This is a genomic window from Streptomyces violascens, from assembly GCF_014649955.1.
Classification (GTDB): Bacteria; Actinomycetota; Actinomycetes; order Streptomycetales; family Streptomycetaceae; genus Streptomyces; species Streptomyces violascens.
Genome location: NZ_BMUA01000028.1, coordinates 62,594 through 75,399 on the forward strand (window position 1 = coordinate 62,594; position 12,806 = coordinate 75,399).

Sequence of the window (12,806 nt, forward strand, 5' to 3'; positions counted from 1 at the left end):
AGGGTGGTCTGGCTATGACAAAGCCTTCACTCCCCGAGCTCCTGCACGCCGCCGTCACCGCCGTCGGCGGCGTGGAGCGGCCTGGCCAGGTCACCATGGCCACGGCTGTCGCCGATGCCGTCGACGACAGCTCCCACCTGCTGGTCCAGGCCGGGACGGGCACCGGAAAGTCCCTCGGCTACCTGGTGCCGGCCCTCGCGCACGGGGAGCGCGTCGTGATCGCCACGGCCACCCTGGCGCTCCAGCGCCAGCTCGTGGAGCGCGACCTGCCGCGCACCGTGGACGCGCTGCACCCGCTGCTGCGGCGCCGTCCGCAGTTCGCGATGCTGAAGGGCCGCTCGAATTACCTGTGCCTGCACCGCCTCCATGAGGGCGCGCCGCAGGACGAGGACGAGGGGCTCTTCGACCAGTTCGAGTCGGCCGCCCCCACCAGCAAGCTGGGCCAGGACCTGCTGAGGATGCGGGACTGGGCGGACGAGACCGAGACCGGCGACCGTGACGACCTGACGCCGGGCGTCTCGGACAAGGCGTGGGGACAGGTCTCCGTCTCCTCCCGCGAGTGTCTGGGCGCCACGAAGTGCGCCTATGGGGCGGAGTGCTTCGCGGAGATGGCCCGGGAGCGCGCCAAGCTCTCCGATGTCGTCGTCACCAACCACGCCCTCCTCGCCATCGACGCGATCGAGGGCGCCCCGGTGCTTCCGCAGCACGAGGTGCTGATCGTCGACGAGGCCCATGAGCTGGTCTCCCGGGTCACCGGCGTCGCGACCGGCGAGCTCACCCCCGGTCAGGTCAACCGGGCCGTGCGGCGCAGCGCCAAGCTGGTCAACGAGAAGGTGGCCGATCAGCTGCAGACCGCCTCCGAGGGCTTCGAGCGGGTGATGGAGCTGGCGCTGCCGGGCCGCCTGGAGGAGGTCCCGGAGGACCTCGGCTATGCGCTGATGGCGCTGCGCGACGCCGCCCGCGAGGTGATCTCGGCGCTCGGCTCCACCCGCGACAAGTCCGTCCAGGACGAGGACGCCGTGCGCAAGCAGGCCGTCGCCATGCTGGAGACGGTGCACGGCGTGGCGGAGCGAATCACCAACGGCTCCGAGTGGGACGTCGTCTGGTACGAGCGCCATGACCGCTTCGGCGCCTCGCTGCGGGTCGCCCCGCTCTCGGTGTCGGGCCTGCTCAGGGAGAAGCTCTTCACGGACCGCTCGGTCGTCCTGACCTCCGCGACGCTCAAGCTGGGCGGGGACTTCAACGGGGTGGGCGCCTCGCTCGGCCTCTCTCCGGAGGGCACCGGCGGCGAGGACGTTCCGCAGTGGAAGGGTCTCGATGTCGGCTCGCCCTTCGACTACCCCAAGCAGGGCATCCTCTACGTCGCCAAGCACCTGGCCACCCCGGGCCGGGAGGGTTCGCGCGGCGACATGATGGACGAGCTGGCCGAGCTGGTGGAGGCCGCCGGCGGCCGCACCCTCGGCCTGTTCTCCTCGATGCGGGCCGCCCAGGCCGCCGCCGAGGAGCTGCGCGGCCGCCTGGAGAATCCGATTCTGCTCCAGGGCGAGGAGACGCTGGGCGAGCTGATCAAGTCGTTCGCGGCCGACCCGAAGACCTGTCTGTTCGGCACGCTGTCCCTGTGGCAGGGCGTGGATGTGCCCGGCCCGAGCTGCCAGCTGGTGGTCATGGACCGGATCCCGTTCCCGCGTCCCGACGACCCGCTGATGAGCGCCCGCCAGAAGGCGGTGGAGGAGGGCGGCGGCAACGGCTTCATGGCCGTGGCAGCCACGCATGCGGCGCTTCTGATGGCGCAGGGCGCGGGCCGGCTCGTACGGGCGACGGGTGACCGGGGCGTGGTCGCGGTGCTCGATCCGCGACTGGCCAACGCCCGCTACGGCAGCTATCTGCGGGCTTCGCTGCCCGACTTCTGGTACACCACGGACCGTAACCAGGCGCGTCGCTCGCTCGCCGCCATCGACGCGGCGGCCCAGGCCGACGGCAAGTAGAACGGGTGCCGCTCCCGCCCGCAGCACGCGGGCGGGAGCACCTCCTTTTCGCGCTGCGGACACAGCGTGCTGCTGCGGACACAGCAGGGCCCCGGGACCGGCGCAGGGGGTCCCGGGGCCCGGTCAGAGCCGGCGGAGGGGTCAGACCCGCCGGAGCACCGCCACGACCTTGCCCAGAATGGTCGCGTCGTCGCCGGGAATCGGCTGGTAGGCGGCGTTGTGCGGGAGCAGCCAGATGTGGTTGTCCTCGCGCTTGAAGCGCTTGACGGTGGCCTCGCCGTCCAGCATCGCGGCGACGATGTCGCCGTTCTCGGCGACGGGCTGGCGGCGCACCGTGACCCAGTCGCCGTCACAGATCGCGGCTTCGATCATCGAGTCGCCGACGACCTTCAGGACGAACAGTTCACCGTCGCCGACGAGCTGGCGGGGGAGAGGGAAGACGTCCTCGACCGACTCCTCGGCGAGGATCGGGCCACCGGCGGCGATCCGGCCCACCAGCGGGACGTAGGAGGCGGCGGGCTTGCCCGCGGTGTCGGTGGGCTGGCTGCTCGGCTGGTCGGAGCCCCGGACCTCGTACGCGCGGGGCCGGTGCGGGTCGCGGCGCAGGAACCCCTTGCGCTCCAGGGCCATCAGCTGGTGGGCGACGGACGAGGTGCTGGAGAGGCCGACAGCCTGGCCGATCTCCCGCATCGACGGCGGGTAGCCACGCCGTTGCACGGAGTCCCGGATGACCTCGATGACCCGCCGCTGCCGGTCGGTGAGCCCCGAGCTGTCCGCCCTGATCCCTGGAGGTCGGCCGGGCAGCGAGCGGGCACGCCCGGAGTCCGCCCCCTGGTTCGTGACTGCGTCATTCATGGCATGCACCGGCTCAAGTCGGGTCTGGGAGCGGTCCTGGGCAGTGATGGTGGCACTGTCTGCGGTGGTGGTCACGTCGGCCCCTCTCGAAATGGTCTCCCTAGCTGGACAACGGTAGTTGCTTTCGAAAGGTTGCGCCAAACACACGTTCGAGTGAAAAATCGCAGAACGCGCTACGCAGCTCTGCGGGTGGGTGTATGTGCGAGTCCCGATTGGGGGCCCGTCGAACGGCAATTCGGCCCATTACGGTACCCTTCACCGCCGGGGCCGGACGCTTGGCGACCGCCCCTCGGGGACCGTTCCGGTGGCAGCCGTGTGTCGCTCACGACGACGGCGTACCGGCGCACAGTCTGTCATCCGGCACCCTGCAAACCAGCGCTGCGACGCGCTTCCCGTAACCTCTTGGGCGGCCGGAAATCGCCGGGCCTCAGCTGGGGTTTCGCGACACGCGGTAGGGCTGGATAACCGGAGAAACCCTAGATCTAGTGGTTGGATTGGTGCAGCCACCCAGAAGTTGTGGTCCATGGTCCTTCAAGACCCTGGCCATCGCCTATGCTTGTGGTCGCTTCGCGGGAGGTTTCCAGGCCCGCCGAGGCTATTCAGTCGTGCTGTGAAGGAGGGTTGGGAACCATGCACTGCCCCTTCTGCAGGCACCCCGACAGCCGTGTCGTCGACAGTCGTACGACCGACGACGGCACGTCGATCCGCCGGCGCCGCCAGTGCCCCGACTGCTCCCGTCGCTTCACGACGGTGGAGACGGCCTCGCTGATGGTCATCAAGCGTTCCGGCGTGACCGAGCCCTTCAGCCGCACCAAGGTCATCTCCGGCGTCCGCAAGGCATGCCAGGGGCGGCCCGTCACCGAGGACGCCCTCGCCAAGCTCGGCCAGCGAGTCGAAGAGGCGGTGCGCGCCACCGGCAGCGCCGAGCTGACCACCCACGACGTGGGGCTCGCCATACTCGGCCCCCTGCAGGAGCTCGACCTCGTCGCGTTCCTGCGCTTCGCGTCCGTCTACCGGGCTTTCGACACGCTCGAAGACTTCGAGGCCGCCATCGTGGAACTCCGCGAGCGGCGTCCTCCCGCAGACCAATCAGACGAGTGCGTGGCCGGCGTGACCCCCGAGGTCCCCGTGCCCGCCACCGCTGCCGACTGACCGAGGGGCCCGGACCGGGCCCGAGGTCGCCGATCGGCGGCAATCCAGGACCTGCCAGGGGTGAGCTTCCGCTGCGCCCGTGGCAACAGACAAACACCGTGCCTTGGGAACATTCAGGCACTTTTGGGCGTTTTTGCCCGCGTATGGGAGGCGGCAATGACAGAGACGGCGAGCGGCCCGGCACGAGGCTCCCGAGCCAAGGGATCCAAGGCCACCAAGGGGCTGCGCATCGAGCGCATCCACACCACCCCCGGCGTGCATCCGTACGACGAGGTGGCCTGGGAGCGCCGTGACGTCGTCATGACCAACTGGCGCGACGGCTCGGTCAACTTCGAGCAGCGTGGCGTCGAGTTCCCCGACTTCTGGTCGGTGAACGCGGTCAACATCGTCACCAGCAAGTACTTCCGCGGGGCCGTCGGCACCCCGCAGCGCGAGACCGGTCTCAAGCAGCTCATCGACCGGATCGTGAAGACCTACACGAAGGCCGGCGAGGACTACGGCTACTTCGCCTCGCCCGCCGACGCCGAGATCTTCGAGCACGAGCTGGCGTACGCACTCCTGCACCAGATCTTCAGCTTCAACTCGCCGGTGTGGTTCAACGTCGGCACGCCCCAGCCGCAGCAGGTCTCGGCCTGCTTCATCCTGGCCGTCGACGACTCCATGGAGTCGATCCTCGACTGGTACAAGGAAGAGGGCATGATCTTCAAGGGCGGCTCCGGCGCCGGCCTGAACCTCTCCCGCATCCGCTCCTCCAAGGAGCTCCTCTCCTCCGGCGGCAACGCGTCCGGCCCGGTCTCGTTCATGCGCGGTGCCGACGCCTCGGCCGGAACGATCAAGTCCGGCGGCGCGACCCGCCGCGCGGCGAAGATGGTCATCCTCGACGTCGACCACCCCGACATCGAGAACTTCATCGAGACCAAGGTGAAGGAAGAGGAGAAGATCCGCGCGCTGCGTGACGCGGGCTTCGACATGGACCTGGGCGGCGACGACATCACGTCCGTCCAGTACCAGAACGCCAACAACTCGGTCCGCGTGAACGACGAGTTCATGAAGGCCGTCGAGACCGGCGGCAAGTTCGGCCTGCGGGCCCGCATGACCGGTGACGTCATCGAGGAGGTCGACGCCAAGTCGCTCTTCCGCAAGATGGCCGAGGCCGCCTGGGCCTGCGCCGACCCGGGCATCCAGTACGACGACACCATCAACCACTGGCACACCTGCCCCGAGTCCGGCCGCATCAACGGCTCGAACCCGTGCAGCGAGTACATGCACCTGGACAACACGTCCTGCAACCTCGCGTCCCTGAACCTGATGAAGTTCCTCAAGGACGACGGCAAGGGCCACCAGTCCTTCGAGGTCGAGCGCTTCGCCAAGGTCGTCGAGCTGGTCATCACCGCGATGGACATCTCCATCTGCTTCGCGGACTTCCCGACCCAGAAGATCGGCGAGAACACCCGCGCCTACCGCCAGCTCGGTATCGGCTACGCCAACCTCGGCGCCCTCCTGATGGCGACGGGCCACGCGTACGACTCCGACGGCGGCCGCGCGCTGGCCGGTGCCATCACCTCCCTGATGACCGGCACCTCGTACAAGCGCTCCGCCGAGCTCGCCGCGGTCGTCGGCGCGTACGACGGCTACGCCCGCAACGCCGAGCCGCACCAGCGCGTCATGAAGCAGCACGCCGACGCCAACGCGGTGGCCGTCCACGTGGACGACCTGGACAACCCAATCTGGGCCGCGGCCACCGAGGCCTGGCAGGACGTGATCCGGCTCGGCGCGAAGAACGGTTTCCGCAACGCGCAGGCCTCGGTCATCGCGCCCACCGGCACCATCGGTCTCGCCATGTCGTGCGACACCACCGGCCTGGAGCCCGACCTCGCCCTGGTCAAGTTCAAGAAGCTGGTCGGCGGCGGCTCGATGCAGATCGTCAACGGCACGGTGCCGCAGGCGCTGCGCCGCCTCGGCTACCAGGAGGAGGCGATCGAGGCGATCGTCGCCCACATCGCCGAGAACGGGAACGTCATCGACGCCCCGGGCCTGAAGACCGAGCACTACGAGGTCTTCGACTGCGCCATGGGCGAGCGTTCCATCTCCGCGATGGGCCACGTCCGCATGATGGCGGCCATCCAGCCGTGGATCTCTGGCGCGCTCTCCAAGACGGTCAACCTGCCGGAGACGGCGACCGTCGAGGACGTGGAAGAGGTCTACTTCGAGGCGTGGAAGATGGGCGTCAAGGCGCTCGCCATCTACCGCGACAACTGCAAGGTCGGCCAGCCCCTCTCCGCCAAGACCAAGGAGAAGGAGAAGGAGGCGGTCACCGCCAAGGCCGAGGAGACCATCCGTACCGCGGTCGAGAAGGTCGTCGAGTACCGCCCGGTCCGCAAGCGCCTCCCCAAGGGCCGCCCGGGGATCACCACCTCCTTCACGGTCGGTGGCGCCGAGGGCTACATGACGGCCAACTCCTACCCGGACGACGGTCTCGGTGAGGTCTTCCTGAAGATGTCCAAGCAGGGCTCGACCCTCGCGGGCATGATGGACGCCTTCTCCATCGCGGTCTCGGTCGGCCTCCAGTACGGCGTGCCGCTGGAGACCTACGTCTCGAAGTTCACCAATATGCGCTTCGAGCCGGCCGGCATGACGGACGACCCCGACGTGCGGATGGCGCAGTCGATCGTCGACTACATCTTCCGCCGCCTGGCGCTCGACTTCCTGCCGTTCGAGACCCGCTCCGCCCTCGGCATCCACTCCGCCGAGGAGCGTCAGCGTCACCTGGACACCGGCTCGTACGAGCCGACCCTGGAGGACGAGGAGCTGGACGTCGAGAGCCTGGCCCAGTCGGCCCCGCGCCAGACGGAGACCCTGAAGGCCGTCGCCGCACCGAAGCCGGTCGCGGTCGAGACCCCCAAGGTCGCGCACAACTCGGCCGAGCTCGTCGAGATGCAGCTCGGCGTCAGCGCGGACGCCCCGCTGTGCTTCTCCTGCGGTACGAAGATGCAGCGGGCCGGCTCCTGCTACATCTGCGAGGGCTGCGGCTCGACCAGCGGCTGCAGCTGATCACGGGCGCGCCACGTCGGGCGGATCGTCCGACGTAGTGCGCAGGTTGAGCTGAGAAGAAGTGCACTGAGGGGACCGGCAATCGCCGGTCCCCTCAGTCGTGCGCACACGTCAGCCCGTCCCCATGGCGGCGATGAACGCGTCCGGGTCAAGGGCGAAGCCGCGGATGTCCTCGCGGAATACCCACGCGCCGGACTCGGCCCGGGTGAACTCCGCGACCGTCGCCGCCCGGGAGTCCGCCACCTGCGCGAAGCCGTGGTTCGACAGCTCCGTGTAGCCGTCCCGGATACGGATGCCGGGGTTCGCCACCTCGCCGAAGACGAGGCGTCCCGCGCGCTGTTGGATGATCACGCCGACCACCACGCGGGCGTGCTCTGCGGGCATGCGGCCGAGGTCCAGGGTCATGACCTCGTCGTAGCCGAGGCCCTGGCCGGTGCGGCTGTCGCGGTTCAGGTCGATCGTGCCGTCGGGGGAGCGGCTGTCGAAGTACACCCAGTAGTCGGGTGGTCCGTACGGGGCGGCCGCCGGATAGACCCCCGCGACCACATCCAGGTCGTGGGCGGGCGAGCCGAGCGGGGCGGGGTCCCATCGCAGTGCCACCTCGACCGTGCCGAGCCCTTTGCTGATGCCGCTCATTCGAACCCCTCCCCGTGCCTGACCCGCCGCCCCCGCGCGCCTCTCATGCTGTCACGCCCGTCGTTGCGAAGTCGTTCGAAGAATGGTGTTGGTGCGCGGCCCCCGGGCGGTGATCATTGTGTGCGGCGGGGGCCACGGGGCCCTCGGGTTTTCCGGGGGGATCACGATGTGGAACGGCCAAGACGTCGATCTGGGCGCCTACTTCGCGCGGATCGGCTACGACGGTGATGCGTCGCCCACGCTCCAGACCTTGCGGGAGCTGCACCGGGCACACGTGGCGGCGATTCCCTTCGAGAACCTGGACGTGGCCCTCGGCCGGACCGTCCCGCTGGAGGTGAAGAGCCTCGTCGGCAAGCTCGTCGGGCAGGCCCGCGGAGGCTACTGCTACGAGCAGAACTCGCTGTTCGCCGCCGTGCTCGAGCGCCTGGGCTTCGAGTTCGGCGGGCGCGGGGCCCGCAACCGGACCCGGGGGACGTGGCTTCCGCCGGTCACCCACGCGCTGCTCGCGGTCACCGTCGAGGGCCAACTCTGGCTGTGCGACACGGGGTTCGGGGGCCAGGGACCGCTGGAACCGGTGCCGCTGCGGGACGGCGCGGTCGTGGAGCAGGGAGGGTGGACCTTCGGCGTCGGCATCGAGGACGACGGCACCCACGTACTGCGCTCGCTGCGACCCGGGGGATGGCTCGACCTCTACGCCTTCGCCCCGCAGACGCTCTACCCGGCCGACTTCACGGTCATGAACCACTACAGCTCCTCGCACCCCCAATCCCGTTTCGTGGGCCAGGTCGTGGCGCAGCGGACGGCGCCCGGAGTGCGCCGGGCGCTGGTCCGGGACGAGCTCACCACCGTTCGTACCGATGGCACCGAGGAGCGGATCAGGGTGCCCGCCGACGAGCTCGGAGGGGTGTTGTCAGAGGTCTTCGATATCGTGATGGAGCGTGAAGAACTCGCACAACTGGGCGCATTGGGAGGTGGGTTGCATGGCCGGTGATATCGGTCCGGTGTTCGGTGGTGGACTGGGGTTCGGGGCGTGCGGCATATTCCCGCGGAAGTACTCCGCCGGAGCCTGACCGGGGCATGGCGGTGCGCCGTACGATGGCGCGGTGCTGGTCAAGTGGATTCGCTGCACCGTGGTGGACCGCCGCGGTTTCGAGCGGGGGCAGCGGAAATGGGCGGGGTTGCTGGGTGAGCCCGGTTTCCGGGGGCAGGGCGGCGGCTGGAGCCGGAGGCGGCCGGAAGTGGCCCATGTCTTCGGCTTCTGGGAGAGCCGCGCGTTCTACGACTCCTTCATGGCGCGGGCGCACGACCGGCTCGCCGCCGCGCAGTCCGGCACGTACAAGGACATCGAGGTGAAGCTCTTCGACCACCGCTTCGATGTGAAGACCGGCTTCGAGCCGCGCTTCACCGACGCGGACGTGGTCCGCGTCGCGCACTGCCGGGTGCACGAGGAGCGGGTCGACCACTTCGCGCTGATGCAGGAGAAGGTCTGGAACCCGGCGATGGCCGGCTCCCCGGGCATGCTGCGCGGGGTGTTCGCCGAGGCGCCCGGCCATGAGTTCCTGGTGCTTTCCATGTGGCAGTCGGCCGCCGAGCACGGCAAGTACCGGGCCGACCGGGTGGAGCGGCTCTCGCTGCGCGCGCAGACCGAGACCGATGTCGCAGCCCTGACCGGCGATGTGGTTCAGCTCGACGTGGACTGGACGGTCTGAGGCCGCTCCCGGAGCGCCTACGCCGGATGGAGGCCGGACAAGTGCTCGATCGCCGCGCGGGCGATCTAGGGTTTGCGCATGGCAAGACCGCGACGCATCGTCCTCGTCCGGCACGGCGAGTCGGAGGGCAACGCCGACGACACCGTGTACGAGCGCGAGCCCGACCATGCGCTGAGGCTCACCGATGCCGGGCTGCGCCAGGCCGAGGCGACGGGGGAGCGGCTGCGGGCGATGTTCGGGAACGAGAAGGTCAGCGTCTACGTCTCGCCCTACCGGCGCACCCACGAGACGTTCCGGGCGTTCGGCCTCGACCCGGAGCAGGTACGGATCCGTGAGGAGCCCCGGCTGCGCGAGCAGGACTGGGGGAACTGGCAGGACCGGGACGACGTCAAGCTGCAGAAGGCGTACCGGGACGCGTACGGGCACTTCTTCTACCGGTTCGCGCAGGGCGAGTCCGGGGCCGACGTCTACGACCGGGTGGGGGCGTTCCTGGAGAGCCTCTACCGGAGTTTCGAGGCGCCCGACCATCCGCCCAACGTGCTGCTCGTGACGCACGGGCTCACGATGAGGCTGTTCTGCATGCGCTGGTTCCACTGGAGCGTGGCCGACTTCGAGTCGCTGTCCAATCCGGGGAACGCCGAGACCAGGACGCTGCTGCTCGGCGCCGACGGGCGGTACTCGCTCGACCGGCCGTTCCAGCGGTGGCGTGCCCCGGAACCGTACGGGATCACCGGATAGAGTGGCTCCGAGATGACCGCTGACTCCTCCACCGAATCACTCGACCCGCGTTTCGTACGCGCGCTGGGCAGCCTGCGCGGGCTGTCCGTCGGCGACGCACTGGGCTCCCAGTTCTTCGTCCCCGCCAACCTTCCCCGCCTCAAGCGCCGGGAACTGCCCGAAGGCCCCTGGCAGTGGACCGACGACACCGAGATGGCCTGCTCGGTCCTCGCCGTGCTCGCCTCGCACGACCGCATCGATCAGGACGCCCTCGCGCAGTCCTTCGCGCACCACCACGACTTCGACCGGGGCTACGGTCCCGCCGTCAACCGGATGCTCCGCCTGGTCAGGGAGGGCGGGGACTGGCGCGAGCTGGCCTCCGCGCTGTTCAAGGGCCAGGGCTCGTGGGGCAACGGCTCCGCCATGCGGATCGCGCCGCTCGGCGCCTGGTACGCGGACGATCCCGAGCAGGCCACCCACCAGGCCGAGATCTCCTCGTACACCACTCACCAGCACCGCGAGGCCGTCGTCGGCGCCATGGCCGTCGCGGCGGCCGCGGCCCTGGTCGCCGCGCCTGCCGGGCCTCCCGGGCCGGGTGAGCTGCTCGATGCGGTGATCGCGCTCGTGCCGCGCAGCGCGGTCGGCGCCGGGCTGCGGCGGGCGCGGGACATGCTCGACTACGACGACGCGGCGACGGTGGCCGCGGTGCTCGGTTCCGGGCGGCGCACCAGCGCGCACGACACCGTGCCGTTCGCCCTCTGGTCGGCGGCGCGCGGGCTCGGCGACTACGCGTCGGCGTTCTGGACGACCGCGCAGGTGGGCGGCGATGTCGACACGACCTGCGCGATCGTGGGCGGGGTGGTCGCGGCCACCCCGGCCGGGGCGCCTCCGGCCGAGTGGCTTGAGCACACCGAGCGGTTGCCGGACTGGGTCCCGGCCGCCCCGGCCGGCTGACGCGCCCGACTCGTACCGGAGCCGCCCCGCCCGCGCTGCGGACAGGGCGGCTCCTTCATGGTCAGAGCGCGGCGCCGGCGCTCTTGCCGCTCAGGGCCTCCAGGTCGCTCTTGCGGACCTGGATGACGAAGACGGCGGTCAGGATCGCCAGGGCGACCAGCGCGACGGCCGCGATGAACGCGACGCCGATGCCGTGGGCGAGGACCGCGTCGCTCCAAGGGGCGGGCAGCTGACGGGACTTGAGGAACGCGGCCTTCTGCTCGGGCGAGCCGTTCGCCAGGAAGTCCTTGACCTGGGCGGTGGCCTCGTGGCGGCTCGCGGTGCCGAACACGGTGGTCAGGATGGACAGGCCGAGCGCGCCGCCGACCTGCTGGGTGGTGTTCAACAGGCCCGAGGCGGCGCCCGATTCCTGGTCCGCGACACCGGAGACGGCGGTCAGGGTCAGCGTGACGAAGTTGAGCCCCATGCCGAAGCCGAACATCAGCATCGGGCCGAGGATCCCGCCCGCGTACGAGCTGTCCGGGTCGATCTGGGTCAGCCAGGCCATGCCCAGGCCGGTGAGCGCGGTTCCGGTCACCATGAAGGGTTTGGGACCGAGCTTCGGCAGAAGGTTGGAGGAGATCCCGGCGCCCGTGACGATCGCGACCGTCACCGGAAGGAAGGCCAGGCCCGCCTTGATCGGGCTGTAGTGCAGCACGTTCTGCACGAAGAGCACGATGAAGAAGAACATGCCGAACATCGCGGCGGCCAGGCTGAGCATCATCACGTACGTACCGGACCGGTTGCGGTCGGCGAACATGCGCAGGGGCGTGATGGGCTGGGCCGAGCGGCGCTCCACCGCGATGAACGCGAAGAGCAGCAGAACGGCCGCGGCGAACGAGCCAAGGGTCAGCGAGTCGCTCCAGCCGTCCGTGGACGCCCGGATGAATCCGTAGACCAGCGCCGCCATGCCCAGCGTGGACGTGAGCGCGCCCGTGAGGTCGAAGCGGCCCGGATGGCGCTGAGACTCCTTGATGAAGCGGGGCGCGAGGAAGGCGATGAAGACGCCGATGGGTACGTTGACGAACAGCACCCAGCGCCAGTTCAGCCAGTCGGTGAGCATGCCGCCCGCGAGCAGACCGATGGCGCCGCCACCGGCCGAGACGGCGGCGAACACGCCGAACGCGCGGTTGCGTTCGGGGCCTTCGGGGAACGTCGTCGCGATCAGTGCGAGCGAGGTCGGCGAGGCGATGGCGCCGCCGATGCCCTGAAGGGCGCGCGCCGCGAGCAACTGCCAGGGCTCCTGGGCGAATCCGCCGAGCAGCGAGGCGAGCGTGAAGGCCAGGATTCCGGTGATGAACATCCGGCGCCGGCCGAGCAGGTCACCGGCCCGGCCGCCGAGCAGCAGCAGCCCGCCGAAGGTGAGCGCGTAGGCGTTGATGACCCAGGTGAGGTCGTTGGTGGAGAAGCCGAGAGCGGTCTGGATGTGGGGCAGAGCGATGTTGACGATGGTGGCGTCGAGCACCACCATCAGCTGGCATGCCGCGATGACGGTCAGGGCTATGCCGGGCCGGGCCGGCCGGTCCTCGGGGCCGGGGCGGGCTTCTGTGGTCTTGACCGTGCTTATTCGATCGGGCGTCACTGGAGTCCCCCTGAAGACTGTAGTGAACGCTTCCGTTCACTAATGGCTGACGATAGTGAGTGGCCGGGGACCAACACAAGCCCCTTCCGGGGGAGTTGGACCCGGATCGCCCGGGTCCCGGGGTCG

At 69.7% G+C, this 12,806-nt stretch carries 10 protein-coding genes; 7 read left to right on the forward strand and 3 right to left on the reverse strand.

The window, feature by feature from the left end; genetic code table 11:
• Window positions 1-14 precede the first annotated feature (14 nt).
• Window positions 15-1,985, forward strand: a complete 1,971-nt coding sequence (locus tag IE206_RS34850) for an ATP-dependent DNA helicase (RefSeq protein ID WP_189969426.1) — start codon at window positions 15-17, stop codon at window positions 1,983-1,985.
• A 141-nt stretch (window positions 1,986-2,126) separates the two neighbouring features.
• On the opposite strand, the gene lexA is transcribed toward IE206_RS34850, so the two are convergent.
• A complete protein-coding gene (lexA, locus tag IE206_RS34855) occupies window positions 2,127-2,915 on the reverse strand; it encodes a transcriptional repressor LexA (RefSeq protein ID WP_189969428.1) in 789 nt (262 codons plus the stop codon).
• Window positions 2,916-3,470: 555 nt separating this feature from the next.
• On the opposite strand from lexA, the gene nrdR reads away from it, so the two are divergent.
• Together nrdR and IE206_RS34865 are read left to right on the forward strand one after the other, a co-directional pair.
• On the forward strand, window positions 3,471-3,992 hold the full coding sequence (gene nrdR / locus IE206_RS34860) for a transcriptional regulator NrdR (RefSeq protein WP_189969430.1): 522 nt from the start codon (window positions 3,471-3,473) through the stop codon (window positions 3,990-3,992).
• Window positions 3,993-4,148: 156 nt separating this feature from the next.
• The gene (locus IE206_RS34865) at window positions 4,149-7,043 is read left to right on the forward strand and encodes a vitamin B12-dependent ribonucleotide reductase (RefSeq protein ID WP_189969432.1); all 2,895 of its coding nucleotides are present in this window, start codon (window positions 4,149-4,151) and stop codon (window positions 7,041-7,043) included.
• Window positions 7,044-7,154: 111 nt separating this feature from the next.
• On the opposite strand, the gene IE206_RS34870 is transcribed toward IE206_RS34865, so the two are convergent.
• Window positions 7,155-7,679, reverse strand: a complete 525-nt coding sequence (locus IE206_RS34870) for a TerD family protein (protein WP_189969434.1) — start codon at window positions 7,677-7,679, stop codon at window positions 7,155-7,157.
• 166 nt (window positions 7,680-7,845) lie between these two features.
• Here IE206_RS34870 and IE206_RS34875 point away from each other — a divergent pair, with 166 nt between their 5' ends.
• The 4 genes from IE206_RS34875 to IE206_RS34890 all read left to right on the forward strand — a co-directional run bounded on the left by IE206_RS34875 (window position 7,846) and on the right by IE206_RS34890 (window position 11,059).
• Entirely contained in the window at window positions 7,846-8,670 is an 825-nt protein-coding gene (locus IE206_RS34875) for an arylamine N-acetyltransferase family protein (protein ID WP_189969436.1), read from the forward strand.
• A gap of 112 nt (window positions 8,671-8,782) precedes the next feature.
• A complete protein-coding gene (locus IE206_RS34880; RefSeq protein WP_189969438.1) occupies window positions 8,783-9,388 on the forward strand; it encodes a YdbC family protein in 606 nt (201 codons plus the stop codon).
• Between the two features lie 78 nt (window positions 9,389-9,466).
• Window positions 9,467-10,126, forward strand: coding sequence for a histidine phosphatase family protein (locus IE206_RS34885; protein ID WP_189969439.1), 660 nt, complete (start codon window positions 9,467-9,469; stop codon window positions 10,124-10,126).
• Between the two features lie 12 nt (window positions 10,127-10,138).
• Window positions 10,139-11,059 (forward strand): ADP-ribosylglycohydrolase family protein, encoded by a 921-nt coding sequence (locus tag IE206_RS34890; protein ID WP_189969441.1) that lies wholly within the window; start codon window positions 10,139-10,141, stop codon window positions 11,057-11,059.
• Between the two features lie 61 nt (window positions 11,060-11,120).
• Here IE206_RS34890 and IE206_RS34895 read toward each other — a convergent pair whose 3' ends face one another.
• On the reverse strand, window positions 11,121-12,665 hold the full coding sequence (locus tag IE206_RS34895) for an MFS transporter (RefSeq protein ID WP_189969473.1): 1,545 nt from the start codon (window positions 12,663-12,665) through the stop codon (window positions 11,121-11,123).
• Between the last annotated feature and the right edge of the window lie 141 nt (window positions 12,666-12,806).